The organism is Halioxenophilus sp. WMMB6 (assembly GCF_033283405.1).
Classification (GTDB): Bacteria; Pseudomonadota; Gammaproteobacteria; order Pseudomonadales; family Cellvibrionaceae; genus Halioxenophilus.
The window spans coordinates 173,223-200,164 of sequence record NZ_JAWMQR010000002.1 but is presented as its reverse complement, the minus strand read 5'-3'; the positions used below and the strand labels follow the sequence as shown (position 1 = coordinate 200,164).

Genomic DNA, 26,942 nt, shown 5'->3' with positions numbered 1-26,942 from the left:
CAAACTGTTCAGGCCCTACTCTTTCGATAATTCAGGCCGATTCATCTTCCATTTTCCACCTGCCGTTAGGCGCAGGCTCTGCCTTAGGAGAACCCCGTGCAATACGTCAACCTTGGCTCTACCGGATTAAAAGTTTCCCGCCTCTGTTTGGGCTGCATGAGTTTTGGCGATGCCGCCCGCGGCGGCTCCTATTGGCGCTGGGTGTTGGATGAGCGCACCAGTCGCGGCTATTTTCGCCAGGCGTTGGCGGCGGGGATCAACTTCTTCGATACCGCCAACCTCTATGCCGCCGGCAGCTCTGAGGAGATCACCGGCCGGGCGCTGCGCGATATGGCCTATCGCGATGAGGTGGTGCTGGCCACCAAGGCCTACGGCGCCTGGCGCAATGCCCCCAATACCGGTGGCTTGTCGCGTAAGGCGCTGTTTGCCGCCATCGACGACAGCCTTACCCGCTTGGGGGTGGAGTATATCGATCTCTTCCAGATTCACCGCTTTGATGAACAGACGCCGGTAACTGAAACCATGGAGGCACTGCACGATATCGTGAAGGCGGGTAAGGCCCGCTACCTGGGTGCCTCGTCGATGATGGCCTGGCAGTTCAGCAAGCTGCAGTACACCGCTCAGCTGCACGGCTGGACGCCGTTTGTGGCAATGCAGCCGCAGGTGAACCTGCTCTACCGGGAAGAGGAGCGGGAGATGCTGCCGCTCTGCCAGGACCTGGGGGTGGCGGTGATTCCCTGGAGCCCGCTGGCCGGTGGTCGTCTGGTTCGGCCGGCTGACCAGGCAACCGAGCGTACCCAGGCCAACCGCTACAGTCTGGCCAGTGACGCCAGCGACCAGCAGATTGCCGCCGCCGTGGCGGCTATCGCCCAGGCCCGTGGTGTGGCGCCGGCCACCATCGCCCACGCCTGGTTGCAGCAGAAGCCGGGCATTACCGCGCCGATTGTGGGCGCCACCAAACCGCACCACCTGAGCGATGCGCTGGCCGCCCTGGAGATGAGCCTCAGCCCGGAAGAGGTGGCGGCCCTGGAGCAGCACTATGTGCCGCGGGCGGTCTCTGGTGTCGCCTTTCCGTTGCGCGACGATGTGACCCTGTCGTTGCGCTCAACCATCGATTGAGTGGCCGACTGCCTTTAAACGCTAACCCTCGTCCGTGGCCGCTCCATCCTTCTGGCTGGGGTGGCGCTTGTTGCCAGTAGAACCTCTGCCCTATCTTGTGGCGCTGATTAAATCCTGTGCTATTACTTAAAGGTTAATTTGGTAAATTTTGTCCCTAGGCCCTATTCGGGCGATCGGCGATCGCCCGTGGTGGGGTTACATCCGGAATAAATTGATACCTCGGTTGGGCGACCGCCGGTCGCCCCTACGATGGTGCGGATAACCGCCAGGTTTAAATATTTCACCCGTAGGGCAGATAACCGCTCCTGCGTGATCTGCATTCCCCGCCATCCATGGCGGTCGGCGATTGGCGATTGCCCATGGTTGGGGTACACACAAATATAATAATACGCAGCCGTACGGGCGACCGGCGGTCGCCCAAAAGGTGCATTGGTTTATCCATGTTTTCGCTATTTATTCCCTTTATACACCTGGTTTCGGCGGCTGTGCTGTTTGCCATGTGGCAGGCCGACCCCAAACGGCGCTACCTGCTCTGGTGGGGCATAGCGTTTGTCTTTATGACCATCAGCATCGCCTTGGGGCGTTCCGCACTGGATCCGGATTTTTACGCCTCCTGGCCGATGATGCTGCTGTTTGCCTCGGCCATTACGGGGCTCACCTACACCTTGCTCAAGGGCTCTGTCCACTTTCGTTTTGATTCGGGTTATCAGCGAGTGCCGTTATGGGGCTCTGCCGCCTCTGTTCTGCTGTTTCTGCTCACCTATAGCGTTGGCTCGGTTGCCTATCTGCATATCTATTCGGCGGTGGCGGTCAGCCTGGCGATGTGTTTTATGGCCTGGGCCGTCTGGGCAAAAAATGTCTGGCATCGCCTGGCGGCCTCGGTCTTTGTGGTGCGTGCCGTCGTCAGCATCGGTTTGGCGGTTGTTGCCCTGGCGCTCCCCAGCATGCGGGAGCTCTCCCACGCCTATGGCCATCTGTTTTTGGCGCTGACTATTGTCGTGTCGGTGCTGCTGTTGCTGTTGATCTGTTTTTTACGCTCGCAATCGGACCTCAACGATCACCTGGCGATTTTGACTCTCTCCCACGGTATTACCACCCGCCTGCAGAATGTCACCAGCGTAAAAGAGTTGGGTAGCCGCACTATTCCTCCGTTTATTACCGAACACGGCTGGACCGATGGCTTGATGCTGCAGCTGGCTTCGGATCACCACTATTTAAAAGTGGTTGGCCTGCACGGCACCATCGTCAGAGCGGAGAATTTTCTACTGGATATGGAGCTGCCTCTGCAAGGCACGCTCTCAGGCCGGGCGGTCTCCTCGCGCAAGGTGCTGATTTATCAGGGCGCGGAGGATGACCTTGAGGCTGCTACTCGTATCGGCCAGGTGCTTGGCTATACGCCACAGACCATTGTCGCCATCCCATTGATTGCCAATAACGAAGCTTGTGGCAGCGTGTTGTTGGTCTCCAATCGCCAGCGGGAGATCAGCGAGCAGGAGATGGTGCTGTTTGAGATGATCAGTCACTCGGTGGGGATGAGTATTGCCAATGCCCAATCTCTGGAAGAACTGGCCAGACAGGCCAAGTTCGATTCCCTCACCGGCCTGGGCAATCGCCTGGCCTACCACGAATACATTGCCCGCCTGGGGGAGACTCAGGTGTTGGTGATGCTGTTGGATATGAACCGCTTTAAGGAGGTTAACGATACCTTTGGTCATCCGGTGGGTGACCGACTGCTGAAGCAGTTGGCGCAGCGCATCACTCAGGCGCTACCGGCGTCGGTGGCGGCGGTATTTCGCCTCAGTGGTGACGAATTTGTGGTGGTGGTAAACCAGCACAACAGCAGCCACTCCTCGGGCTATTACATTGACAAGTTAGGCAGTGTCTTTGAGGCTCGCTTTGAAATTGACGACCTCAGTCTGAAGGCCACAGCGGCCATTGGCTTGGTGGAAGCGTTGACCAGTGAGCTCGATAGCCATGAGCTGTTGCGCTGTGCCGATATCGCTATGTACCAGGCGAAAAAAACCAATGCCACTATCGCCATCTACAGTAAGGAGGCGGATAACGAAGTGCGTGCCCGGGTACAGCTGATGGCGAGTCTCAGCGATGCACTGGAGTCCAACCAGTTTGAGATGCACTACCAGCCGGTGGTGGATCTGGCCAGTGGTTGCTGCTGTGCGGCCGAGTCGCTGGTGCGTTGGCACCATCCGAGCCGGGGTTTGTTGAGTGCCGGCCATTTTGTGCCTTTTATTGAGGCCACCGATCAGATCAAGCCACTGACCTACCGGGTTATCGACCTTACCCTACGGGATTTGAGATCCTGGCTGGATAAGGGCTTAGACCTGAAGGTCTCGATCAATTTGTCGGCGCGCAATCTGTTCGATAAAAAATTGCCGGACTATATCCAGGCCAAGGTGCGTGAGTATAAAGTCCCCCCGACCAGCATCCAGTTTGAAATTACCGAGTCGGCTCTGATGACAGACCCGGAGATCAGTCAGGCGGCGCTGGCAAAATTGACCCTGCGCGGCTTCACCATTGCCCTGGATGATTTTGGTACTGGCTACTCCTCATTGGCTTACCTGGCCAAGATTCCCTTTGGTCTGCTGAAAATCGACCAGAGTTTTGTCCGCGATATTACCCACAACCCAAAACATCAGGCGATTGTAAAAGCGACCATAGAGATGAGTCACAATTTGCAAAAGCCGGTGGTGGCCGAGGGGATAGAGCAGGAGGCGGAGCTTGAGTATCTGCAATCTTTGGGCTGTGATCTGGCCCAGGGGTACCTCTATGGCAAGCCCATGCCCAGCAGTGCCTTTCAGGCGTGGTTGATCGGCCAAAACCCCGCTTCCCGGTTGTCTCGCGAGTAGTTGGGGTTCCCACCGGGTTTCAATATTTCCTCCTCTAGGGCAGATAACCGCTCCGAATCGTCAGACCGCTTCGTATTCTGCATTCCCCCGGGGCGGCCTTCCGCAGCCATGGCGGTCGGCGACCGGTGGTCGCCCGCGGTTGGGTTACTTCCGGAATAAATTTGTACCTCGGTTGGGCGACCGCCGGTCGCCCCTACGGCTGGCCACTAAAAGCAATTGCTCGGGCTGAAGCTGCTGAGTTAGATTTGCCATCCTGAGTTACCTCACTACTCTCAACTCCAACTTTTTTGTGGGCGAAGTTATGGCTCTACACACGCTGGAAACCGATCCGGAATATGTCAATTTACAAACTGAAATGGTTTGGATGCAGCAACATTTGCACAGCCAGCGCCAGCGTCTGCTGATTATTTTTGAGGGGCGGGATACCGCCGGCAAAGGCGGGGCTATTATGCGCTTTGTCCGCTTTTTGAATCCGCGGCACTACCAGATTGTGGCGCTGTCGAAACCAACCGAAATGGAGATGGGACAGTGGTATTTTCAGCGTTATATCAACCACCTGCCGGATCCGGGGCGCATCGCCTTTTTTGATCGCAGTTGGTACAACCGGGCGGTGGTGGAACCGGTGATGGGGTTTTGCGACGAGGAGCAGTATCAGCGCTTTCTGCGGCAGGTGGTGGTGTTTGAAGATATGCTGCTGGAAGACGGCATTAAGATTGTGAAGTTTTGGTTCTCGATCAGTGTCGCTGAACAGAAGCGGCGTTTGGAGGAGCGCAAGACCAACCCGTTAAAACAGTGGAAACTGAGCACGGTGGATGCCCAGGCTCAGGAACACTGGCACGACTTTACCCGCTACAAGGAGGCCATGTTCACCGCTTCCGCCACCGACCGTTGTCCCTGGGTTGTGGTGCAGGGTAATGATCGTGACCTGGGCCGGTTGGAGGCGATGCGTTTTGTATTGAGTCATATGGAGTACACCAACAAGGGTACCACCGGTGAGCGCCTGGAATATGACCCGGGGGTGGTGCAGGTGGTAAAACGTTGTTAAATGCCGAGCGGGCGATCGGCGATCGCCCGAGGTGGGGTTACCCGGGAATAAATTGATACCTCGGTTGGGCGACCGCCATGGATGGCGGGGAATGCAAAAAACGAAGGAACAGTTTTCTGCCCTACGGGGGTTCGGATTACTGCGAGGATCAAATATTTCACCCGTAGGGGCGATCGGTGGTCGCCCGTGGTGGGGTTACCCGGGAATAAATTGATACCTCGGTTGGGAGACCGCCGGTCGCCGATCGCCATGGATGGCGGGGAATGCAAAAAACGAAGGAGCAGTTTTCTGCCCTACGGGGGTTCGGATTACAGTGAGGATCAAATATTTCACCCGTAGGGGCGATCGGCGATCGCCCGTGATGGGGTTACCCGGGAATAAATTTATACCTCGATTGGGCGACCGCCGGTCGCCGATCGCCATGGATGGCGGAGAATGCAAAAAACGAAGGAACAGTTTTCTGCCCTACGGGGGTTCGGATTACTGCGAGGATCAAATATTTCACCTGTAGGGGCGATCGGTGGTCGCCCGTGGTGGGGTTACCCGGGAATAAATTGATACCTCGGTTGGGCGATCGGCGATCGCCCGTGGTTGAATTGCCCCCGGAATCAATTTACGTGCGCGTGCTGGAATTAATCGCTGTGTGAGGAGTTGCTTATGATTACCTATTTTTATTGGATGCTGGTTATCGCCATTGCCATCGGTTTGTTGGTGCTGTTGGGTAAGCGGGAAAAATGGAAGCCGGCCTTGATCAGTTGCGCGCTGGTGTTGCTGGTTGGCAGCCTGGCCTACTACTTTCACTTTCAGCAGGTCTTTGTCAAAAATTATGGCGGTGTGATGTCGGTGTCGGTACCCGAAGGTCGCTTGCACATTGCTGCTACCTGGAAAGATGACAACCTCTGGATCGAAAATTACGACCCTGAAACCAACACCTGTTATTTCAATGAATACTCCAAGGGCAACCTGTTGCAGGGCAAGGTGGTGATTAAAAATTGCTCTCCGGTTGGGGTGAAATAAGCGGGACAGTGTTCACCAGGCGGACCGATTGGGCCTGGGAGCTGTTTTTGTTACACTGGCGCCCCCGCGGGGAGCGGGTGAATCGTTCTATTCTGTTGTGCGCGCCGGGAAGAGATCAATGAAAAAAATGTGGTGGTTATGGGCTCCGGTGATACTGGTGATCGCTGGGCTATTGGTGTTGTGGTTAACACCCGGCGAGCAGTACCCGCTGCCGCGAGTGCTGGAGCAGAATGAGCAGGGAGTGTTGCTGGCACTGCCGGTAATCTCCGATAGCCGCAAAGTCAGCTGGCAAGGTGAGTGGGTGGCGGCATCAGCGCCGGCCGAACAGACCGTGCAGGCGCTGTTAAACCAGTTTGCCGAAGGCCATGCCAGCGCACCGCCTCATCTGCAGATTATTGCTCATGAAGGGCTGGCCAGCCGCGAGCAGATTGCCCAGCGCTTGGGGGCAGCGCTGGCCAGCCATCAGTTGGGCGGCGTTACTATCGAGCCCTTTAGCGACGAGGCCAACAAAAGCGGCGTGGTGCTGCACTGTGCCATTGCCGATACCGCACTGGCGAGAGAGCTGCTGGGCGCCTTGACTCCCTACCTGGGCGGGCGGGTAGCGCTGCTGTTTGATCAGAGCCTGGCGGCAGGCTCCATGGAACTGCTGCTCTTTGGCACTCCCTACTTTAATGGCCAGGGACAGGCCACCTTCGATCCGGATATTATTCCCGCGGCCAAATAGTTGAGCTGCGCTAGGAATAATCATTCTATCGCGCTCCCCACCTGGTCCAGCGCACCCCGCCAGGGGCTGCCTGGCCATTGCGGACAAGTACAGCCCGCCATTGAACCGCAAGCCTGAGGCGGGCTCAAAAGTCCTATTGCATTACTTTCCGGCTGCGTTGAGCCTCCTTAAGCCTGAGGTTGGCGCGCTCAAAATTGATCTGATTGCTAGCGAATCATCATGTCTTTAGTGAAAAATGCAGCTTCTCTTTTTCCCTCCCATCGGTTGCGGCCTTTGCAATATCTATTGGCGCTGGCTTGGTTAGCGCCGCTGCTGGTACAGGCGGCGGAGTTGCCCAAGGAGTGGCGGACCCGGCAGTTTCTGGAGCCGGTGTTTAATTCCCAACTGTTTGTTGCCGAAACCGGTGCCCAGGACAAACCGGTGCTGTTGCTGGTGCATGGCCTGGGCCAGGTGGGTATGGAGGATTGGATGCCCGTGGTGCCGGCGCTGGTGAATGATTTTCATGTGGTGCTGGTGGATCTGCCGGGCTTTGCCCGCTCTGACGCCCCCGCCGGCCGCTACTCGCCCAGCAACTACGCCAAGGTGTTAAACGCCTTAAAGCGCGATATCAGCGAGCAACCCATCACCGTGGTGGGCCACTCCATGGGCGCAGCGGTGAGTTTGCGCTTTGCCGTGCTCTTTCCCGAGGCGGTGCGCTCGCTGATATTGGTGGACGCCGCCGGTATTTTGGAGCGCACCGCTTTTTTGAAGGAAGAGGCGGGCTCATTCACCGGCGATACCGTGCCGCTGTTGGGGGATGCATCGCGTAATTTTGGTGAACTGATTGCCGGGGTCGGCTTGGGCTGGATGGATAAAATTCACGATCCAACGAGCAGTATCGGCCGCTTCGATTTTATCTGGGCCAGGGTCTTTAACGGCAAGAGTAACGCCAATGCCGCGCTGTCGTTGGTAAACGAAGATTTTTCCTCGGCGGTCTACACCCTGCAGCAGCCGGTGCATCTGATTTGGGGTGGCAGCGATGGCGTGGCGCCGTTGCGTACCGGGCAGATGTTGGCCGGGCAACTGGCTCACGCCGATCTGCAGGTGATTGATGGCGCTGAGCACGTGCCCATGCACAGCCACACACAACAATTTAATCAGCGGCTGTTAACGGCTCTACGCGCCGACACGACTCTTCCCGATCACAGTGCCGTCAGCGATGCGGCCGTGATCGAGCCCAATCTGGGCGACTACCACTGCGTCGATAACCGTGAGCGGCTGCGCATCAGCGGCCACTACCAGACCGTAGTGATCGAAAATTGCGAGCGGGTGTTGTTGCAGGATCTGCAGGCGGAGCAGTTAATTGTGCGCAACGCCAAGGTGCTGCTGGACAACGTACGTGTCGCTGGGCCGGGTACCGCGCTGACGTTGGTCGACAGCCATCTGGAGGGGACCAATGTGTCTCTCTCCGGCGACGCGGCCATCGATGTTTCCGGCAGCCGCCTGGATCTGGCCGGTGCCGAGTTGGTGGCGAAAGAGAAGGGGGTGGTGATCACCGAGAAATCGCAACTGATTTTCTCCATCGCCAAATTACGCAGTGGCTATTATCGTGGTTATCTGCACGGCCACTACAACCTGGCGGCAACGGTATTGGATGTTAGCCTGTAGTGGTCTGCGTGTAACGCCAGCCACCACAGGCAATGGCTATACTGCCTGGAGTAATTTGTTAATTTGCGCTGATTAGGGCTGTCGCGTGCAAAAATTTTTAGAAGAGATCGTCGCCACCATTGGCGCCAGTGATGATCGCGGCCAGGTGGCCAGCTATATTCCGCAACTGGCTTGTGTCGACCCCAATCAATTTGCCATCACGGTCGCCACTGTTGATGGCCAGCTGTATGTCGCCGGCGACAGCGACAAGCTCTTTTCCATTCAAAGTATCTCCAAAGTGTTCACCCTGACCCTGGCATTGGGCAAACTGGGTGATGCCATCTGGTCGCGGGTTGGGCGCGAGCCCTCGGGCGACCCGTTTAATTCGATTGTGCAGCTGGAGCACGAGAGCGGTAAGCCGCGCAACCCGTTTATCAATGCCGGCGCGCTGGCGATTGTCGATGCCATTTTAATGGGCCACCAGCCGAAAGAGACGCTGGCGGAGATTCTGCAGTTTGTTCGTTACCTGGCCGAGGACGACACTATCGCCATTGATGACAAGGTGGCCAGGTCGGAGTTGGAAACCGGTGACCGCAACGCTTCGTTGGCCCATTTTATGGCCTCTTTTGGCCGCTTAAAAAATCCCGTCGATTACGTTTTGGGCACCTATTTTCACCACTGCTCCATCGCCATGAGTTGCCGGCAGTTGGCCCGGGCCGGGCTTTTTTTGGCGGGTGACGGTAAAAACCCGGTGACCGGCGTGCGCGTGGTTTCGCCACGGCGGGCGCGGCGCATCAACTCATTGATGTTGATGTGCGGCCACTACGATGGCTCCGGTGAATTTGCCTATCGGGTAGGCTTACCCGGAAAAAGTGGTGTCGGTGGTGGCATTTTAGCTATCGCCCCGGGGCGCGCGTCGATTGCAGTCTGGTCGCCGGGGCTGGATAAAATCGGCAACAGCAAACTCGGCTCCGCGGCATTGGAGAAGTTGGTTGAACACACGGGCTGGTCAATTTTTGGTTGAGCGTAAAATTAAGGTATGCGGGATGCAGGAATCGGATCACAAGGAAAAAGTGTGTTGCTGTGGCTGTGGTTGCCAATCGTCATTAACCAGTTTATTTGTGGTCCAGTCCCAGAATAAACGTTTTTGTCCCAACTGCTGGCAGCGCCGTGTGACACGCAAAGGCCGACGTTTTTGGCTGCTTTATCCACTATTGATTGTTGGCAGCGAATGGTTGATTCGCTGGCAGCCCGATTCCATTCTCTGGTTTTTGCTGCTTGCAGTGGCTTGGTATAGCGTCATGACGGTAATGGCGGTAATTGCCCATGAACTAGCGCATTTTACCGTGGCTTTGCTTGTAGGTGGGCAGTGTCCTGCGGTGATAATTGGCGAAGGCAAACCTCTGTGGACGCTACAAGGGCGCAATACCCTCTGGCAATTTTGTACGTCACCTACATTGGGGTTGGCTTACTGCCTGTTTCCGCCCGATAAAAGGCAGCGTTGGCGACTGGTGGCTACCTTGGCGGCTGGAGGACTTATGAATTTGTGCTTGGCCATGCTAGCTCTCGCATTGGCGTACTCAGCCCCGAGTGGTAGTCAATGGAATTTTTACTGCATGCTGTTTGGGGTGGTGAATAGCTTACTGTTTTTTCTGGCCTTATTTGGCTCCATTAAACGACCAGGCTTGGTGAGTGATGGTCGCCGCATCTGGGCCCTGCTTTTTGCCCGCACCAGCGACCAAGTTGAACAGAATTACAGCTACCACGTCGGCATGGCCTACGTGCTCTTTCTACGTGCCCAGCCGCAAGCGATTATCGATTACGTACAAAGCTGCCCAGATTTTGAGCGTAGCATCCTGCTGTGTCAGTTGTTGGGTTATGGATACTCCAGTAACTGCCAATATGCGGAATTTTTATATTGGCAGAAACATGCGTTGCGCCTGTTGCAGTCGGGTGAAGATGCTTCGCTGCCGGAGGGAGATCAACGGCAATTTGTACGCTATGTGCTGGAGAATAATATTGCCTATGGCGAGCTTAGCCTGGGTTATGAGGATGGGGATTCTATTCGGGAGCTGGTCGCCAGTGCTATGGCTCAGATTGGCTGGGAAACTGCGGTGCGCGCCACGCAAGCCGCAGTTGATATCCGCTTTGGTGACACCGATCGCGGATTGCAGTCAATGCTGGCATCGTTGGCTGATTATCAACATGGCTCCGCCCACAATCGCGCTATCTGTTACTCCTTTCTGTGCGAGGCTTATCAAAAATTACAGCGTCTACCTGAAGCTGTAGCGGCTATGGAGAAAGCCACGGCCTGCGATGCCAAGGTGTGGGCTTATTTTCAGCCGCTGCTGATGGCTCAATCCGAAAACGCTGCGACCGATTAACTGAAGTCGGTGTTTTAAATCGGCTTATTGAATAGCAAACTGCCGGGCGAGCTCGGCGACTGCGCTGCCCGGCCCTTCTGCCAGCCGCGCTTTAATTTGGGCGCAGACCGACTCGGGTGTGTGAGCGACGGTATCAATGGCCAAGTCGCAAACCGTATTGCGATAGACCTCTTCGTAAAACCAGGGGCGCAGGCGTGCCAGACGCTCTTTCGATTTGGCCACCTGCTCTTCATTGAGATTGGAATTTGAGAAGCGCTTACCGATGTTGCGCTGTTCGACTCTTTTCAGCAGCACCTCGTAGTCGGGCTTGAGGGTCACTATTAATACCGGTAATCCGTGCAGGCGGCGGATGCAATCCTGCAGCAGGGGCGGGTCGGTTAATAAAATATGGTCGACGATAATATTGCAGCCTTCGCGCGCGGCCGTGGCGACCCACTCGTGAAAGACAGCAAAGGCTTTGAGGGCCTGCGCCTGCATGCCCCAGCGCCAGGCGCTGTTGGGGTCGTTGCTGTCGACCGGGTAGGTGTAGATGCCCTGCTCACTGCGTTCACCACCGTGGCTGTAAGCCTTGGGGTAGGTGGAACCCAGAAAATGGTCAATGCCGTAAACCAGCCAGAAATCCTCAGCGCTTTTGGCAAACAGCTCACAGGTGGTTGATTTGCCCGAGCCCGAGGTGCCATTAATTATTATTATCTGTCCTGTCATCTCTAATCCGCTGTGTTGGCCCGTGGCCAAAAATTATTATTATTCAGTGGGCCTGAGCCTTGCAAAAACTGCGGTAAAAACCGGTTACCCAATTGAGAGGGCGTGGCAGTGCGTACCGGTTTGCGGCATTATAACGGCTAAATAATAATGAGCCACAAGCGCCCAGCAGTGCAGCCGGATAATTGTCTCTGGCGGTGCAGATGGTTGACCCGCGGAGAAACATTGATGTCACCTACCCCCAAACAGGAACTGACCCCTGATATTGCCGACCACCTCAATCTAAATCTAACCGACGACCCCTACTGGACCGACAGCTCCTGGTTTTCCTGGGCCATTCCTGAGCAGAACATCAACGGTTTTTTTTACAATCACTTTCGCCCCAATATGAACTGCATGTTGGGTGGCCCGGCCATGTGGGATACCTCGGCCAAAAATCTTACCGGCCAGAATGTTTGGAATTTTCTCTTCTTTGATTGGCAGCAGATGCGCGTGCTACCGGAGGGGCGTTACGGCATTGATTACGACAAATACGATTTTGTTACCCCCTGGTCGATGTCGATTCGCACACTAAAACCGATGCAGCAATTTCGTCTGGGTTACGACCGTGAAGGCTTTAAATTGGACCTGCTGTTTACCGCCAGCTGTGAGCCCAATGTGATCGGCTCGGTCACCAAGGAAGACAAAGCCTTTAAACTCCATTTTGAACAGCCGGGCCGAATTGAGGGCACCGTCGAGTTGGATGGCCAGATGTATGAGGTTAACTGTTTCTCCATTCGAGACGGCTCCAACGGCCCCCGTTTTTTGGAGAAGGTGGTACCGGGTGGTTACAGCTGGTCGTCGGCGGATGCCAACAACGGCTGGCATCTGTTGGCCAAGGATTGGGACAACAGCCGCGATACCAAGGTGGTGGGTGGTTATATTTTTCGCGATGGCGTGATCGCCCCGGTAACCGGCGGTGTGCGCCGGGTATTGGAGCGGGCCGGCCCCCGGCCTGATAAGGTGGAGGTGATCCTGCACGATAATTTAGGGCGTGAACTGCATGCCGTGGGTCAGGCTACGGTGCCAGCGGAGTTTATGCTCTTCCCCGACCGTGGCCAGTGGTGGTCGCAGTTTGCCTGGCGCTACGATGGCTTTACCGATGCGGTGGGCGAGGATCAGGAGTACTACGGCATTCAGGATTTTCGCCGTTGGCACCGGGCCGATCCGAGTCGTTGGCTTGAGCGTTAACAGGAATTTTTATTTGACCCCAGAGCAACTGTTGAATCATTGGTTGGCACTGCCCAACCGCGCTTTCGCCCGCGAGCCAGTGGTCACCGGCGAGGCTATCGCCTGCGACTGCTCGGGGTTGATCAACCTGCTGTTTGAGCAGTTGCAGCTCAGTAAACCCTACCAATTAGCCAGGCCCAAAGCGGTTCACTACTTTGCCATCTTGCAGGAGATCGGCAGTAACCGTTTGGCCAATTTGAAACCCGGTAATCTGCTTGCTTGGCGCAAAGACAAGTTGCCGAAATCCGGAGACAGCGGCCATGTGCTGATGGTTGCTGGTGAGCCGTTGGCCGTTGCCGATCACTGTTATCGGCTGGCGGTGGTTGATGCCACCAAGCTGGAGCAGGGCATTGCCCGGCGCGAGATTGAACTGCAGGTGGATGAGGCCGGCCAGCTAATCGGCGTGCGGTTGCACCGGGCGGAAAATAAATTCAAACGCACGGCCATCTATCACCATCCGCTTAGCGCCAGCCGTTACTGCTTTGGTTGTGCGCTGCCCAAGCGGGTCTGTAATTGTGGTGCTATTGATCCGATTCTGCCGCCACCGCCGATTACCATTTTGCGCCACCCGGAAGAGCGCGGCCGCACTCTCTCCACCGTGTCGTTAATCAAGCAGCGCTACCCTGCAGTGTTGGTGAAGGAAGGGGAGCACTTTGCGCCGCTGCGGCAAAGTAAATTGGCGTTGCTGTTTCCCGATGCGACCAATATTGGCAGTGAGGCCGACGACCAAACCGGCGCCCTGCAGGTGTATGAACACCTGATTCTGATCGACGCCACCTGGCGCAAGGCGAAGCGGATTTTGCATCAAAACCCCTGGTTGCAGGCGCTGCCGAAGGTGGCACTCAGACCTGAGAAAAGCTCCGACTACCTGTTGCGCAAGGTGGCCGATGCCGGGGCGCTTTCAAGCGTGGAGGCGTTTGCTCTGGCCGTGGCCGATGGCCAATTGGCGGGGATGCTCAAGCCTTTTATGGAGCGGCAAATTGCCCTGATGGGGGAGTCGGTTTACCAGAAAAATTATCGTCACTATCTTAATTTCTCCGGGCTTAACATTTCTGATCACCATTAATACCGCTGGCGGGGTGTTCGCTCAGTGCTGCTGGGGGGGGGGTGTTGAGGGGTGTTGTTGAATGGCGGCGGATGAAGGCGACTAATTAGATGCTTTGGGGGCAACGGCAGCGGCGATTCACGCGGCTGCCGATTACCCCGTCCGCAATTACTGAAGGGATTGTGTCTCTAGCCCGCGGCGGACCATCAAGGCTTCGACACCGGGCTCCTGGCCGCGGAAGGCTTGGTAGCTCTGCATCAGCTCTTTGCTGTTGCCGATGGCGAGAATCGCCTGGCGGTAGGCCTCACCATTCTCGGCAGTCAGGCCGCCGTGTTCACGCTGGAAGGCAAAGGCATCGGCCGCTAACACCTCGGTCCAGAGGTAGGCGTAATAACCGGCCGAGTAACCGCCACCGAAGACATGGCTGAAGTAGGCCGATTTATAGCGCGGCGGCACGGGAGCGAAGTCGAGTCCGTGCTTGGCCAGGGCGGCCTGCTCAAAGGCATCGACATCGGTCACCGCCTGCCCCGCGGGCAGCGTGTGCCACTCCATATCCAGCAGCGCTGCCGCCAGGTACTCGACGGTATCGAAGCCCTGGTTAAAGGTGTGTGCTTCCAGCAGCCGCTGCAACAGGTCGGCGGGAATGGGCTCGCCGGTCTGGTAGTGGCGGGCGTAGTGTTTCAGTACCTCCGGGTTGATGTCCCAATCCTCGTTAAACTGGCTGGGGAATTCGACAAAATCCCGGGGCACTTCGGTACCGGAGAGCGACGGGTAGACCACGTCGGAGAAGAGGCCGTGGTCGGCGTGGCCAAACTCGTGGAACATGGTGGTGACTTCATCGAAGGTCATCAAGGTGGGTTGGCCGGCGGCTGGCTTGGGAATGTTGAGTGCGTTGTAGACCACGGGTTTCTCGCCGCGCAGACGGTTCTGGTCGACAAACGAACTCATCCAGGCGCCGCCATTTTTACCCTCGCGGGCGTAGGGGTCGAGGTAAAAGAGGCCAATGCTGCTGCCATCGCGCTCAAACACCTCAAACGCCAGTACATCCTCCTGCCACACCGGCAGATCCTTGCGCTCTTTAAAAGTGATGCCGTAGAGCTTGTTCATGGCGTAGAAGAGGCCGGCGTGCAGGACGGTGTTGAACTCAAAGTAGGGTTTGAGCAGATCTTCATCCAGGTCGTACTTGGCTTTGCGTACCCGCTCGGCGTAGTAGGCCCAATCCCAGGGCTGCAGGGCGAAGTCGCCCCCGGTTTTGCTGATCTCGGCTTGGATATCGGCGGCTTCGGCTTTGGCTCTGGCCAGGGCTTTGGGCGCCAGGTCATCCAACATTTTAAACACCGGGGCTGGAGTCTTGGCCATCTGGTTGTCGAGGGTGTAGTCGGCCCAGTTGCTGTAGCCGAGCAGCGCGGCTGCCTCGGCACGCAGCTGTACCTGCTCCAACAGCACCGGGTCGTTACTGGCGTGGGCGCGCTCGGCAGACTGTTGCCAGATCTGCTGGCGCAGGGCGCGGTTCTCCAACTGGCCCAAAATAGGCTGGCGGGTGGTGTTGACCAGGGTGATCAGGTAACCGGTTTTGCCGGCTTTCTCGGCGGCGGCGGCGAGGGAGGCGATATCCTCCTCCGACAGGCCGGCCAGTTCTGATTTATCCGCCACGAGAATGGTGTCGTCTTTGAACGACTTGAGAATATTCTGGGAGAACTGGGTGGCCAGCAGCGACAGGCGGGCGTTGATCTCCCGCAGGCGTGCCTGGGCGGCGGCATCGAGCTTGGCGCCGGCGCGCACAAAATCGGTGTAGTAGACCTCAATCAGGCGGCGATCCTCCGCCTGCAGCTGGTCGCGTTGATCGTAGATGGCCTGCACCCGCTCAAACAGTTTGGGGTTGAGGTAGATGTTGTCTTTGTGCTCCGACAGCTTAGGCGCCATTTCGGTATCAATGCGCTGGTACTCGTCGTTGGAGAGCAGCGCCGAGAGGTTGCCGAACACCACATCCACCCGATGCAGCAGGGCGCCGGCGTTCTCCATGGCGACGATGGTGTTGGTAAAGGTGGGTGCCTCCGGGTTGTTGGCAATGGCCTCAATTTCGGCGCTGTGTTCGGCCATTCCCGCGGCAAAGGCGGGTTCGTAGTCATCGATGTGAATTTTGCTGAAATCGGGCGTCTGGTAATCCAGGGGGCTGGTGGCAGCAAAGGGGTTGGCTGGGTTTAGCATAGGGGTCTCGGTGGCGGCGGAGGTCGATTCGGGTGGCGGCGTACCGCAACCACTGGCCAGAATAGACAAACAGGCCCCGGTAATCAAAAGCTTACGCATCTACTACAACTCTCTATTTCAATCTCTTAATGGCGTACGGCAAGAGGCTCTGTACGGTTACGGCCGCGAAGGCGGCAGGGCCACCGTGGCGGAGAGGGAACGGCGGCCTCCAAACAGGGGTTGGAGGGTAGCGCTGAATGATGGTTCCAGAGAAAGGACGGCCCCGGGCGCAATTCCCGCAAGGTGGCGGGCGAATATTGGCGCCGGGTATCGCCTATGCGCAGAGACTACCGGTTGCGGACGTTAATCGAACTCAACCAGATAGTAGGGGCTCTGATCGCGGCCGGTATCGAGCTGGAACTGGCCATCCTCCAGCCGATAGCTTTTATTGGTGCGCAAGCCATCGTGGTCGAGCACGGTCACCTTGCCCTGCCGGCGTTTAAAGGCGAGTTCCGCCTGCACCGGTTCCAGTACCACTGGGGCTTTGCCGGCCTCGATTATCAGGTCGTCGGTGAGCACCATGCCACTGTTGTAAGCCCGGGCCATGGCGACGATCAACACCTGTTTGTCACTGGCCAGGGTCTGTTGGCGGGCCTTGGCGGTGGTCAGGATGACGGCATAGTTGCTGTGTGGGGTGATGGTCATGTCGTTGAAGGCAAGCTGGCGATCCTCGGCAAAGCCAGCCACTCCCTGGGTGCCGCCGGTGTTGATCTCGATAAACCCGGAGTGTGGCTCCTTGCCGCCGGTCCATTTCAGCTGCCCGGTGCTGGCGGTGATGGTGTCGCCCTGCTGGTACTGCTGCCAGTCACCGATGCTGGAGGCTTGATCGTCGTCGGTGATCTGCACCAGCACCTGGCCGGCGGCCAGGGCGTTGTGGCTGGGGGTGCCGCTAAAGGACTTAAAATCGTTCTCCTGCAAGGTGATATTGGTGAAGTCGAAATCGCTGTCGTAGGCCTGGCGCAGGCTGACCCGGCGGGTGGCGATGACCTGGCCGGGAGCGACATCGCCGCGCAATACCATGCGGCTCAACACCGGGTAGAGGCCGACGCCCACGGGGGTTAGATTGTTAAATTTTTTGGGGCCGGGAAAGGTGAGTGATGGCGTAAAGCCGCTGGCGTTGGAGGCGAAGTGGTAGCTCATGTCCCAATCCTGCAGGCCCATGCCATAGGCGGCGATGATGGTGGTGTCTGCCGCCGCCCACTCGCTGGGTACGACCGACATCCATTCGCTTAATAGGAAGGGTTTATCCTGCACCTGTTGCATGCCCACGCTGAGCAGGCCACTGCCGGGTTCGGGCAGCATGGTGTAGTTGTTGAGCTGGAAGCCGGACTGCATGGCGTAGTTGTTGCCGCGCCCAAGATTACCGGGGGTACCACTGGCGCCACCCATGTAGTTGTGGCGGTCGATCATGCCGTGTTCAGCATCGGAAATTAAGTTCAGGAAATGGGCACTGCCCGAACCCGCCTGCCAGTTGCTGGCGACTATCTGGCCGCGAAAGCCCGCCGCACGAATCGCTTCGCTGGCGCGCTGATAGTAGTTGTTTTGCAGCTCAAACAGGAAGCGGGCGGTGTCCTGCAGGCGGCGGCCGCGGGCGCGGTCCTGGATCTGGTTGTCCCACAACCAGGGGTTGCCTACCGGGAAGATATTGCGCTTGCTCAAAGCCTCATCACTGGCACCGCCCTCGTTCTTAAAGGCGTTGATGGCAGCTTTGCCCCAGGCCTGTTCCAGCCCGGCCTGGGAGCCGTATTTGGCCAGTAGCCAATCGCTGAACTGGCCGGCCAATAGAGCGTAGTAGGTTGGTGAGCGAGCCACCGAGGCGCCGGTGCTAAAGAAGAAAACATCCTCCTCGTTTTGGATCTCAAAATAGGTAACGGCAGGGTCGTCGGCGTATTTCAGGCCAGTGTAGGGGTTTTTGTGGTTGAGCAGATTGAGCATGGTTGCGATGTGCAGGTCCTGTACATCTTTGGCAAACCAGATCAGACCGCGGGTGCTGCCGGCTTTTTTAACTTCGTCGTAGGCGAGTAATTTTTCGCGATCGCCATCGAATACCTGCAGTTGCCAGATGGGCGAGAGGCCGTAGGTGATCTGCTGATTGCGCAACTGGGCGGTGAAGTAGTCAAACAGCTCCAGTCGTTTGGGGTCGTAGTCACTGGCACTATGTTTGTTGCCCAAACCCTGCCAACCGGGGTTGGTGAGTTTATGAAGGCGCACGCCATTGATGCCGTATTTGGCAAAAAAGGCCGCGCGTTGTTCAGCCTCGGCGTGGCTTGGGGCATTGGCCTGATACTCGACATTGGTGCCCCACACCTTGAAGGGCTGATTGTCGGCGAACAGGCTGGCGCCACGCGCGGTGATGGCCTCGGTGGGGAGCTTCAGCCAATCCTGCAGGCCGAATTCACCCGGTGCGGTTTGATTGTTGGGCGTGAAAGGGTACCAGTGGGACTGGCTGGTGACCCCTGGCCGCTCGTCCAGGCTGGCGTAAAACTTGGGTGGTTCGGCAAAGGTCAGGGTTAGGCGATTGTGGGCCGCCTCCCCCTTGGCGATGGCATTGCTGACCAACTTGATGCGCAGGGTTTTGTCGATATGGATATCGGCCGGGGTTTGCAGGCTGAGTGTAAACTGCTTGCTGCCAGCGTCATCAAACACGCTGAACTGTGTCACTCCGGTAAGCTGTGCCCGCGCCAATGGTAGTGGCAGAGTGCTGGTTTGTTGGCCACTGCTGGTCACCTCCAGGCGGCCACTGGTGAGTTGATCAATGAATGAGAAGACCAAGGCCAGGTAGACAACCTTTTGATCACGGTTAGCGGTGATGTCAGTATCGAGTTGGACGGTGTTACCGGTGGGGGTTACCTGCAGCTTCCAGATCAGGTCATCGGCCTGGTCACCGTATTGATAGAGGCTGCCAGTGGCGGTTTCGGTTAGGCGCGGTTTGGGAATTCTCAGCCAGCGCCAGTTGCTGTCGTAACCGGTGAAGGAGAACTGCGCGATATTCTGTGGTTGGCGGATCAGAAAGTGGCGCTGATCCAGGTTGAGTAACTCGGTGGGTGCCGCGTAGCACATGAGTGTGCATAGGGCCAAGCACAGTAGTGAGCACAATCGAATAAACATAGTCGTTTTCTTTGCCTACCTTGGCGAGAATTGGCCTGGAGTATACTGCCTGCTCGATTTCTGCGTCTATCGCCTGGCCAGCCACAGTTCAGCGGCCAGTGGTGGCGAATCCAGAGAGCGAGTGGTGATCTCTTAACTGGCCACTATGCAACGCGGCCATAAAAAGCGTTAGCCAATAAGACTCCCGGTTCATCATTTAATTCAACGGGTTGCCAGTATGACCAGAATAATAAAAGTGTACGTTTACCTCGTTGTTGGCCTGTTGTCGTCCCCTTGGGGGGAGGCGCTTGGGCTCGAGTTGGGGCAGACCCTACCGGCACTGAGTATTACCGATAAGGGTGAGTGTTTGCTGGTAGATGGTGAGGCGCTATTTGTCCCCTGGCAGAGCGCCAGTGCAGGCGGGCCGGTACAGATTTTTGAGTATGTGGCCGCCCGCGCCGGTATCGACAAGCTAAACCAGCCGTTTTATCAGGCCCTGGCGGCGGCCGGCCTGCGCGACATAATCCCGGTAACCCAGTTGGTCAATTCTGCCGATGCCCTGTGGGGTACGGCGGGGCTGGTGGCGGGCGAGGTGGCGAAGAGTAAAAAGGCCCACCCCGAGGATCGCCTGGTAGTCGATGCCCTTGGCGTTGGCCGGCAACGGTGGCAGTTACAGAAGAAAAGTGCTGCAATAATTGTGCTCGACGGCGAGGGCAATATTCGCCTGCTGCAGGAGGGCGGGATGACTGCGGCGGAAGCAGAGCAGGCCATATTGTTGCTGCGTGAGTTAAACCCCGGCCAGTAACAGGGCGTGCTTGGGTGAGCTGGTGCCTGCACTAAGGTTCTCATTCGTGGATGGCAATCCGTGTATGCGTATTATCCAGTTTTTGCGATGCTGAGTTTCCGCAGGGGCTCTGTTATTGTTTGGCCAGTTTAACAATAACAGAGAGGAGTGATTGATGAGCGATAGCCGTCGAACCAGCGAGAGTTTCAGCGAACCCGATCGCGATACCAGTCAGCGGGAAGCGTATATCCTTGGCCAGCCGCCCAGGCTCGCCGCCCTGGCACCCGATGCGCGCAGTCCACAACAACAGCAATTGCTGGATGAGATAAGCATGGTGGTGGTTGACGGTGTGCGCAAGCCGCGTGAGGATATCGACTCCCTGGAGATACTGATCCGACACTCTGAGCTCTACCACGCGCATCTGGAGGTGAGTAAAAAATTTCTCTCCGATGGCGAGCTGCCCATTCGCGATCGTGAATTGGCCATTATGCGCGTAGGTTGGCTCAGCCAGGCGCCCTTTGAGTGGGGTTCTCACGTGGTGATCGGTAAACGCAACGGCATTTCCGCAGAGGAGGTGGAGCGGGTGATCGATGGTTCAACCGCAGACGGTTGGGTCGACCACGAGCGGGCTCTGCTGCGGGCGATGGAGGAGCTGCATTTCGACTCCATGATCAGCGATGAAACCTGGGCCGAGCTGGCCAAGGTGTACAACGATAAACAGTTGATCGAAATTATTGTCCTGGCCGGGCAGTACAAGACGGTTGCCTATCTGCAAAACAGTTTGCGCCTACGGGTACCGCCCTACAAACAGGGGTTGTCTGCCCGTTAATTGCCTGTTAACTGCAAAAGCCGCCGCGGGCGATTTTGATTTCAATGTGGCTGCTGCGGCTCTTCTGGTAGGCGGTCAGCAGCACGTCGATATCTTTGGTTTTGTAGAGCCGGCCCTGCTTCTCGCCAAAGTCAAAGGTTTTGGCACTGCCAAACAGTTTTCCGGCAGAGTTATTCAACGCCTGCCAATCCTTCTTCTGTTTCGAGAACCAGCGTTGCTTGGGGTAGCGGATATTACAGACCACCTGCTTGAGTTGGTCGTCGCTTTGTAAAATATCCACCCAACCATCGTGTTTGCGGCTCCAGGCAAAGCCGTGGGCATCCTGAGTGGCCATAAAGGGCAGCTCTGAGTACTTCACCATGGCTTTGTTGGAGGCGATGGCGCCCATACCCGTCAACCACGCTTCGATCTTCTTTTTGGCTCCTTTTTGAAAGCTTTCCGTGATTAACGAGAAGGAAGAGACTGCATCGGACATGGCATTGATTCCAATTGGTGGTTGTGTGAAGAGTAAACAGCTGAACAATCAGCTTGGATGTACAGGTTGAATCTGACTGACGGCGCTGGCTGGATGGACGCAGGCCCACAGGCTGAAGCGGCCGTAAATTTGGCGCTCAATAGTAAGCTTTAGTCGGACATGGCGAAGGCGTCAAATACGACGCTGGCAAACATGAACCAGGTCTCAGGATGGTGGCGCGGTGAAGCATTCCGCGTGGAGTGGCAATCGCCGGGTGGAAATTGCGCCGCTGGCGGTTATCGGCTGGTGGGCCGGTATCTACTCCTGATTGGCGGCAGGCTGGTCGCTATTAAAGAGATGGAAGCAATTCTTGCCCTGCGACTTGGCCTGGTAGAGCGCCTGATCGGCACATCTCAGCAGCGCGGTGACATTGGTAGCATGGTGCGGAGCACAGGCGATACCGATGCTGACCCCGGTGCAGATCTGCTGGTCGCCGGTTGCTATTGGCCGGGCGCTCTGCTCAATCAGCTTGGCCGCCAGCGAGGCCAGAGCATCGGGGCATTGGGTGTCGGGCAGCAGCACGGCAAATTCATCGCCCCCTATGCGGGCGACCATATCGTTTGGCTGGATGACCTGACGCAGGCGCTGGGCCACCTCGCGCAGAATGGTGTCGCCGGCGAAATGGCCGTGGTTGTCGTTGATGCCTTTGAAGTCGTCCAGATCGATCAGCATCAGGCTGACCGGATTGCCGGCCTGGGCCAGGCGCCCCATGGCGGCCTCAGCGCTCCTCATAAATGAAAAGCGGTTATCAATTCTGGTGACTGTGTCGGTCAGGGCCAGCTGCCGGTATTCGGACTCGATCTTCTTGCGTTCGGTAATATCGAGAATCACCCCAACCAGGCCGGAAATCCCCTCGTACTCTGCCTCAAATACCGCCTTGTGGAACATAACGTCGCGAATGGAGCCATCGGCGTATTTTACCCGGGCCTCGTACACCTGCTCGCCACCCGCCTGGAGCAAGGCGCTGTCGGCCTCGTGGTAGACGCGGGCCAGCTCTGGCTCAAACAGCTCGAATACGGAACGGCCCACCAGCGCCTCTCGGGTGAGGCCCACGTAATTTTCGAAAGCGCGGTTGCAGCCGAGATAGCGGCCCTCGTCATCTTTGAAGAAGATGGGGGTGGGTACGGCGTTGATTACGGCTTGCAGTACTGTTTTATCGGAGTGGAGAAGCGCTCGCACGGCTGCGGTGAGCTGCTCTGGCTGATCAGACATAGTCCTTTGTGTCGCTTGTTATTATCGATGGCGCATTTTAGCCAGTGCCGGCGTGCAAATCCTTGTCACAGTCGGCGCTTGGCGATGTTCGGAGGCAGCCGCCGGCTGGCTGGTCATTGCCTGCGTCGCTCAGGCAGCCTGGGCCAGGCTCGCCAGCAGAGCAATCTCCTCCGGCCAGAGGCTCTCGTCGATAGTCTCCAGCACCAGGGGGATGCCGTCGAAGCGGGGGTCGGCCATGATGTATTCAAACACCGCCATACCCAGGTTGCCCTGGCCGAGGCTGTGGTGGCGGTCGACACGGCTGGCATAAGCCGACTTGGAGCCGTTCAGGTGCATCCCCTTGAGGTACTCAAAACCGACGATGGCTTCGAATTCGGCAAAGGTCTGTTCGCTGCTCTCCCAGCTGCGCAGGTCGTAGCCGGCGGCAAAGGTGTGGCAGGTATCAAGGCAGACGCCAACCCGGCTGCGGTCGTCCACCTGCTCGATAATGGCGGCCAGGTGCTCAAAGCGGTGGCCGAGGTTGCTGCCCTGGCCGGCGGTGTTTTCGATCACGGCGATAACGCCCTCGGTGGCCTGGTGAGCCAGGTTAATGGACTCGGCAATGCGCGCCAGGCAGTCGTTTTCGTCGATCTTCTTCAGGTGTGAGCCGGGGTGGAAATTGAGGTAGATCAGCCCCAGCTGCTGGCAGCGCTCCATCTCGTCGATAAAGGCGGCGCGGGACTTGGCCAGCGGCTCCGCTTCCGGGTGGCCGAGGTTAATCAGGTAGCTGTCGTGGGGCAGAATCTGCTCGGGGCTGAAGCCGAGCTCCTGGCAGTTGGCCTGAAATGCGTTGATCTCTGTTTCCGTCAGCGGCTTGGCCTGCCACTGGCGTTGGTTTTTGGTGAACAGGGCAAAGGCGGTGGCGCCAATCTTGTGGGCATTGAGCGGCGCATTCTGCACACCGCCGGCGGCGCTGACGTGCGCTCCGATATATTTCATGATCGACAACTGTGGTTGAAAGGTGATGGAATGACGCGAATGCGGATGAGCCGGCGATTATGACCTAACTCACCCGGGCATGCCACGGCCGGACCGTGGCTGGGTGGGTTTGGCCGGGGCTTGGCCGCGGCTTAGAATTTACGCTCGCCGGTGGCGTCAGACACTTTAAAGAGCTCGATCTCTTCGATGGGCTTCATCACCAGCAGGGGAATCTGGCGCTGGGTGGAGGCCTGGTAGTTGGCGTAAAAGGGGTAGCAGTCGACCATAAAATTCCAGATTTTGTCCCGCTCGGCCCCTTCGGGTTCACGCCAGCTTGCGCGAAAGGCCTGGCTGGCAATTTGAAACTCCACCTCATCGGCGGCGCGGATATTAAGGTACCAGGCCGGGTGCTCATCGGCGCCTCCTTTGGAGGCTGCCAGCACCACTTCACCGCCGATGATGCCGTAACAGAGTGGGGTGATAAACACCTTACCGCTTTTGCGGCCGGTGTACTTGATCAAACAGTGGGTGCCCAGGCTGTGGCCGCCGACGGCGGTGAGGTCCATGATGTGGCCCAGGGTACCGCCGGAATTGAGGTACATATTACGGTGTTGCACCATCCAGTCCTGGCGGGCATCGCGAATTTCTGCGCTGGACTCATCACTCATGGGCGGGCTCCTCTATTTCTGATTGTTATGGTTGGGGATTGGTCTTGCCGGTTTCGGGATTGTTTTTCTTGTTCTGATTTGGCGCTGTTCGATGGGCAGCACTGGTCAACGCTAGCCAATTTAAACGGCAAAGTCTAACGCGCCGCTGCTATCAGTTAACCGAAAGCGGCGGCGGGCAGAGGTTGCTTGGGCTCACTGGTCGGCGTCTGCCGGAGCCGGTGCGTTTGCATCCGGGGCTTCTGTCGCCTCAGTGGGCGCTGTCGCCTCAGGGGCCTCCGGCTCGCTCTTGTCGGCCCGGGTAATGGTGTAAATGTGGTCGATAAAACACTTCTCGTGCAGGCGATTGTGCCGCTCGGGAATGATTACCGCGTCATAGTTAGAGAGCACGCTGAGCCCGGTATTGGTAAAGCCGATAACGGGGGTGAAACTCAGGCCGGGGCAGCTGTTTTTAAAGGTAATGAGATATTGCTGGCGAGGGCGGGCGGGCAGGATGATGGCCTCATCCGAGAGGTACTGCCAGCCATCAATTTCATACTGGCGGATCTTGTTGACCTCTTCGCCCAGCAGGTAGCCACGATCAATAATCGCGGCGATAGCATCGCTTGGATCTGGTTGGCTGGTGGTGGCGCAACCCTGGCTGAGCAGCGCTCCGGCAGTGGCGAGCAGGGCTAGTGACAGAAGTTTACAGCGGTGGTGCAGTTTGAGTTTCATGGCAGCTCCCAGCAGGACGACGACAACACAGAGGTGTGGCGTAGACTGGCCGGGCTGCGCAAAGTTTCCTTAGCGTTCCTACCCGGCGCTGCGGGTTTAATTTTCCAACAGGTTGGGGCCGTCCTGCACACGGTCGTCGCTGTAGTTGAAGCGCAGGACGAAATCCTCGTTTTTACCCAGGTAGAGGACAATGCCGCTGCGCCCCTCTTCCAGGTTGTTGATCACTTCATAGCGTTTAATCTGCGGCAGGGTGGGGCGGGGTTTGTCCTGTTCGATGCGCTTGCCGTAAACCACCACCTCTTCCAGGTTGCCCTGGCTGCCGTTGGCGATCTCCTGGGGCACCGAGACACTGATTTTAACCCCTTCGTCGCTCTCCTCCACGCTGTAGACCTTAACCCCCAGGGTGTGCTCCTGCTGGCCGGGTACGGGTTTGATCTCTTCGGTTTCCAATACCAGCTCATCATCCTGAGCGAGTGCCAGGCCACCGGTGGCCAGCGCCAGGCAGAATGTGAATGTGAGTGTGAATGCGGATAGGGTGCGTGACTGTAGCAGTTTCATGATGCTTGCCTTCTATATGGGCTCTGAGACGAGAAGCAGTTTAACGCCAAACCGGTGGCGATAGCAGTGCTGCGAACGGTGGCGGTGCGTTTCCAGCCCGACTGGCCTGCTTCACAGTCAGCCAAGTGGGTAGGGTCGGTGCCAGTGTAGCCGTCGCCTTCAGTTGGGCTATTGATCTCAATCGACCTGTGGGCCAATGGCTCAGCCGGCGCTGGCCGTGTTCTGTCGCCGTTCACCCAGCAGCCGCACCACGCAGATTGAGCCAGAGGTGAGTATCAAGGCCAGGGCACAGAAAATGGGGGCATTGCCGTCGCCCAAGCCCAGGGCCAGCAGACCCGCCACCAGGGTGGCGCCAGTGGCCTGGCCGAGCATGCGTGAGGTGGTCACCATGCTCCCCGCCGACGCGGCCCGGCGCATAGGTGCCGAGCCAATGACCAGCCGGGCATTGGGGGAGAAAAACATGCCGAAGCCGGCGCCACAGACCCACAGCCGCCAGGCGATATCGACCCGGCTGGGCGCCTCGGGCAGTAGGGCCAGCAGGATCAGGCCGGTAGCTGCCACCGCCATGCCGGCGGTACAGAGAATGGCAACTGGAATGCGGTCAGACAGGTAGCCCGAGGTGGGGGCGATCATGACGCTGGCCAGGGCGTAAAAGGCGAGTAATCCACCGACGGCTGCCGGTGAATAACCGAAGCGGTGTTGCAGCAAAAAGGGCAGAAAGATCAGCAGTGTCATGGAGCCGAGCACGGTGGCGAAGTTGGAGATGAGCGCCAGGGCCAGTGGCGGCTGGGTGAGCAGATCCACAGGTAGTACCGGGTGTTCCTGCTGTAGCTCGTGTTTAACAAACAGCCAGGCGGCGCCAATACCAACGGCCAGCACCAACAGTGCCAGGGGCAGGCCCGGCCCACCGCTGGTCATCTCCAGGCCGCCGATGACCAGGCCAAAGGTGATGGCACAGAGCAGGGCGCCGCGCCGGTCAAAGGGGTGTGGCTGGGGCTCCGGTGCCGGCAGGTAGCGGCTAAACAGCAGCGTCACCAGAGAGAAGGGCACCGCGGCGGCAAACACCCAGTGCCAGCTGGCGAAGGTTAATACCAGGCCGCCCACCACCGGCGCCAGGGCGGTGCCGCTGGCATTGGCGATGGTATTAATGGCCATGCCCTTGCCCAGCTGGTGGGGCGGGTAGACGGCCCGAATCAGGCCAAAGGCCACACTCATGGCCGAGGCGGTGCCCACTGCCTGCAGGGCGCGGGCGGCAATCAGCAGTGGCAGGCTGTCGGCCTGCAAACACAAAAGCGCTGCCAGGCTGTGGATGATTAAACCCGCGCAGTAGAGCCGGCGATGGCCGATGCGCTCGCCAAGCGCGGCCAGGGGCATGAGTGTCATGGCCAGAATCAGCTGGTAGGCAGTAACCACCATCACCGCTTCCGAGCTTTTCACCTGTAGGTCCTGGGCCAGGGTGGGCAGCACGATATTGGCGATGGAGGCGTCGATCATTAAGGTCAGGCCACCACTGCAGAGGGCGAAAACCGCAACAATGCGGCGGGGGAAGGGCAAGCCCTGGGATTCGGACAAAGAGTACC

At 57.8% G+C, this 26,942-nt stretch carries 22 protein-coding genes; 12 read left to right on the top strand and 10 right to left on the bottom strand.

The genetic code is table 11. The annotated features are described in order from the left end of the window. Window positions 1-96: 96 nt before the first annotated feature. The 8 genes from SBL51_RS06655 (at window position 97) to SBL51_RS06620 (ending at window position 10,779) form a co-directional block, all read left to right on the top strand. Entirely contained in the window at window positions 97-1,119 is a 1,023-nt protein-coding gene (locus SBL51_RS06655; RefSeq protein WP_317930118.1) for an aldo/keto reductase, read from the top strand. A gap of 440 nt (window positions 1,120-1,559) precedes the next feature. Further along, the gene (locus SBL51_RS06650; protein ID WP_317930117.1) at window positions 1,560-3,983 is read left to right on the top strand and encodes a putative bifunctional diguanylate cyclase/phosphodiesterase; all 2,424 of its coding nucleotides are present in this window, start codon (window positions 1,560-1,562) and stop codon (window positions 3,981-3,983) included. A gap of 301 nt (window positions 3,984-4,284) precedes the next feature. Then, on the top strand, window positions 4,285-5,028 hold the full coding sequence (ppk2, locus tag SBL51_RS06645; RefSeq protein ID WP_317930116.1) for a polyphosphate kinase 2: 744 nt from the start codon (window positions 4,285-4,287) through the stop codon (window positions 5,026-5,028). A 657-nt stretch (window positions 5,029-5,685) separates the two neighbouring features. Next, a complete protein-coding gene (locus SBL51_RS06640) occupies window positions 5,686-6,045 on the top strand; it encodes a hypothetical protein (protein ID WP_317930115.1) in 360 nt (119 codons plus the stop codon). Window positions 6,046-6,163: 118 nt separating this feature from the next. Beyond that, window positions 6,164-6,769 (top strand): hypothetical protein, encoded by a 606-nt coding sequence (locus SBL51_RS06635; protein ID WP_317930114.1) that lies wholly within the window; start codon window positions 6,164-6,166, stop codon window positions 6,767-6,769. A 219-nt stretch (window positions 6,770-6,988) separates the two neighbouring features. Then, entirely contained in the window at window positions 6,989-8,416 is a 1,428-nt protein-coding gene (locus SBL51_RS06630) for an alpha/beta hydrolase (RefSeq protein WP_317930113.1), read from the top strand. 85 nt (window positions 8,417-8,501) lie between these two features. Then, on the top strand, window positions 8,502-9,419 hold the full coding sequence (locus SBL51_RS06625) for a glutaminase (protein ID WP_317930112.1): 918 nt from the start codon (window positions 8,502-8,504) through the stop codon (window positions 9,417-9,419). Between the two features lie 148 nt (window positions 9,420-9,567). After that, window positions 9,568-10,779: a site-2 protease family protein gene (locus SBL51_RS06620; RefSeq protein ID WP_317930111.1), complete on the top strand. Its 1,212-nt coding sequence runs from the start codon at window positions 9,568-9,570 to the stop codon at window positions 10,777-10,779. A 24-nt stretch (window positions 10,780-10,803) separates the two neighbouring features. Here SBL51_RS06620 and SBL51_RS06615 read toward each other — a convergent pair whose 3' ends face one another. Next, entirely contained in the window at window positions 10,804-11,484 is a 681-nt protein-coding gene (locus tag SBL51_RS06615; RefSeq protein WP_317930110.1) for a phosphotransferase-like protein, read from the bottom strand. A 225-nt stretch (window positions 11,485-11,709) separates the two neighbouring features. Here SBL51_RS06615 and SBL51_RS06610 point away from each other — a divergent pair, with 225 nt between their 5' ends. Together SBL51_RS06610 and SBL51_RS06605 are read left to right on the top strand one after the other, a co-directional pair. Continuing rightward, the gene (locus SBL51_RS06610) at window positions 11,710-12,711 is read left to right on the top strand and encodes a hypothetical protein (protein ID WP_317930109.1); all 1,002 of its coding nucleotides are present in this window, start codon (window positions 11,710-11,712) and stop codon (window positions 12,709-12,711) included. A gap of 13 nt (window positions 12,712-12,724) precedes the next feature. Then, on the top strand, window positions 12,725-13,816 hold the full coding sequence (locus SBL51_RS06605) for a DTW domain-containing protein (protein WP_317930108.1): 1,092 nt from the start codon (window positions 12,725-12,727) through the stop codon (window positions 13,814-13,816). 147 nt (window positions 13,817-13,963) lie between these two features. Here SBL51_RS06605 and SBL51_RS06600 read toward each other — a convergent pair whose 3' ends face one another. Together SBL51_RS06600 and SBL51_RS06595 are read right to left on the bottom strand one after the other, a co-directional pair. Continuing rightward, the gene (locus SBL51_RS06600; RefSeq protein ID WP_317930107.1) at window positions 13,964-16,102 is read right to left on the bottom strand and encodes a M3 family metallopeptidase; all 2,139 of its coding nucleotides are present in this window, start codon (window positions 16,100-16,102) and stop codon (window positions 13,964-13,966) included. A gap of 243 nt (window positions 16,103-16,345) precedes the next feature. After that, window positions 16,346-19,150: a hypothetical protein gene (locus SBL51_RS06595; protein WP_317930106.1), complete on the bottom strand. Its 2,805-nt coding sequence runs from the start codon at window positions 19,148-19,150 to the stop codon at window positions 16,346-16,348. Between the two features lie 217 nt (window positions 19,151-19,367). Here SBL51_RS06595 and SBL51_RS06590 point away from each other — a divergent pair, with 217 nt between their 5' ends. Continuing rightward, entirely contained in the window at window positions 19,368-19,934 is a 567-nt protein-coding gene (locus SBL51_RS06590; RefSeq protein WP_317930105.1) for a YtfJ family protein, read from the top strand. A gap of 154 nt (window positions 19,935-20,088) precedes the next feature. Beyond that, on the top strand, window positions 20,089-20,742 hold the full coding sequence (locus SBL51_RS06585; protein WP_317930104.1) for a carboxymuconolactone decarboxylase family protein: 654 nt from the start codon (window positions 20,089-20,091) through the stop codon (window positions 20,740-20,742). Between the two features lie 7 nt (window positions 20,743-20,749). On the opposite strand, the gene SBL51_RS06580 is transcribed toward SBL51_RS06585, so the two are convergent. The 7 genes from SBL51_RS06580 to SBL51_RS06550 form a co-directional block, all read right to left on the bottom strand. Continuing rightward, on the bottom strand, window positions 20,750-21,217 hold the full coding sequence (locus SBL51_RS06580) for a hypothetical protein (protein WP_317930103.1): 468 nt from the start codon (window positions 21,215-21,217) through the stop codon (window positions 20,750-20,752). Between the two features lie 297 nt (window positions 21,218-21,514). Then, complete coding sequence (locus tag SBL51_RS06575) at window positions 21,515-22,468, bottom strand: diguanylate cyclase domain-containing protein (protein ID WP_317930102.1); 954 nt, start codon at window positions 22,466-22,468, stop codon at window positions 21,515-21,517. 129 nt (window positions 22,469-22,597) lie between these two features. Then, window positions 22,598-23,446: a deoxyribonuclease IV gene (gene nfo / locus SBL51_RS06570; protein ID WP_317930101.1), complete on the bottom strand. Its 849-nt coding sequence runs from the start codon at window positions 23,444-23,446 to the stop codon at window positions 22,598-22,600. Between the two features lie 131 nt (window positions 23,447-23,577). Beyond that, window positions 23,578-24,093, bottom strand: a complete 516-nt coding sequence (locus SBL51_RS06565; protein WP_317930100.1) for a nitroreductase/quinone reductase family protein — start codon at window positions 24,091-24,093, stop codon at window positions 23,578-23,580. 192 nt (window positions 24,094-24,285) lie between these two features. Beyond that, window positions 24,286-24,804 (bottom strand): DUF6491 family protein, encoded by a 519-nt coding sequence (locus SBL51_RS06560; RefSeq protein ID WP_317930099.1) that lies wholly within the window; start codon window positions 24,802-24,804, stop codon window positions 24,286-24,288. Window positions 24,805-24,900: 96 nt separating this feature from the next. Then, on the bottom strand, window positions 24,901-25,362 hold the full coding sequence (locus tag SBL51_RS06555; protein ID WP_317930098.1) for a hypothetical protein: 462 nt from the start codon (window positions 25,360-25,362) through the stop codon (window positions 24,901-24,903). A gap of 201 nt (window positions 25,363-25,563) precedes the next feature. Beyond that, entirely contained in the window at window positions 25,564-26,934 is a 1,371-nt protein-coding gene (locus SBL51_RS06550) for an MFS transporter (RefSeq protein ID WP_317930097.1), read from the bottom strand. Window positions 26,935-26,942 lie beyond the last annotated feature (8 nt).

What these genes read in the sequence shown, in the direction of transcription:
- SBL51_RS06635 (WP_317930114.1), top strand. Translation starts at nt 6,164, where the DNA reads ATGAAAAAAATGTGGTGGTTATGGGCTCCGGTGATACTGGTGATCGCT.
- SBL51_RS06585 (WP_317930104.1), top strand. Translation starts at nt 20,089, where the DNA reads ATGAGCGATAGCCGTCGAACCAGCGAGAGTTTCAGCGAACCCGATCGC.
- SBL51_RS06555 (WP_317930098.1), bottom strand. Translation starts at nt 25,362, where the DNA reads ATGAAACTGCTACAGTCACGCACCCTATCCGCATTCACACTCACATTC.
- SBL51_RS06600 (WP_317930107.1), bottom strand. Translation starts at nt 16,102, where the DNA reads ATGCGTAAGCTTTTGATTACCGGGGCCTGTTTGTCTATTCTGGCCAGT.
- nfo (WP_317930101.1), bottom strand. Translation starts at nt 23,446, where the DNA reads ATGAAATATATCGGAGCGCACGTCAGCGCCGCCGGCGGTGTGCAGAAT.
- SBL51_RS06630 (WP_317930113.1), top strand. Translation starts at nt 6,989, where the DNA reads ATGTCTTTAGTGAAAAATGCAGCTTCTCTTTTTCCCTCCCATCGGTTG.
- SBL51_RS06650 (WP_317930117.1), top strand. Translation starts at nt 1,560, where the DNA reads ATGTTTTCGCTATTTATTCCCTTTATACACCTGGTTTCGGCGGCTGTG.
- SBL51_RS06560 (WP_317930099.1), bottom strand. Translation starts at nt 24,804, where the DNA reads ATGAAACTCAAACTGCACCACCGCTGTAAACTTCTGTCACTAGCCCTG.
- SBL51_RS06575 (WP_317930102.1), bottom strand. Translation starts at nt 22,468, where the DNA reads ATGTCTGATCAGCCAGAGCAGCTCACCGCAGCCGTGCGAGCGCTTCTC.
- SBL51_RS06565 (WP_317930100.1), bottom strand. Translation starts at nt 24,093, where the DNA reads ATGAGTGATGAGTCCAGCGCAGAAATTCGCGATGCCCGCCAGGACTGG.
- SBL51_RS06610 (WP_317930109.1), top strand. Translation starts at nt 11,710, where the DNA reads ATGTCACCTACCCCCAAACAGGAACTGACCCCTGATATTGCCGACCAC.
- SBL51_RS06590 (WP_317930105.1), top strand. Translation starts at nt 19,368, where the DNA reads ATGACCAGAATAATAAAAGTGTACGTTTACCTCGTTGTTGGCCTGTTG.
- SBL51_RS06580 (WP_317930103.1), bottom strand. Translation starts at nt 21,217, where the DNA reads ATGTCCGATGCAGTCTCTTCCTTCTCGTTAATCACGGAAAGCTTTCAA.
- SBL51_RS06595 (WP_317930106.1), bottom strand. Translation starts at nt 19,150, where the DNA reads ATGTTTATTCGATTGTGCTCACTACTGTGCTTGGCCCTATGCACACTC.
- SBL51_RS06640 (WP_317930115.1), top strand. Translation starts at nt 5,686, where the DNA reads ATGATTACCTATTTTTATTGGATGCTGGTTATCGCCATTGCCATCGGT.
- SBL51_RS06615 (WP_317930110.1), bottom strand. Translation starts at nt 11,484, where the DNA reads ATGACAGGACAGATAATAATAATTAATGGCACCTCGGGCTCGGGCAAA.
- ppk2 (WP_317930116.1), top strand. Translation starts at nt 4,285, where the DNA reads ATGGCTCTACACACGCTGGAAACCGATCCGGAATATGTCAATTTACAA.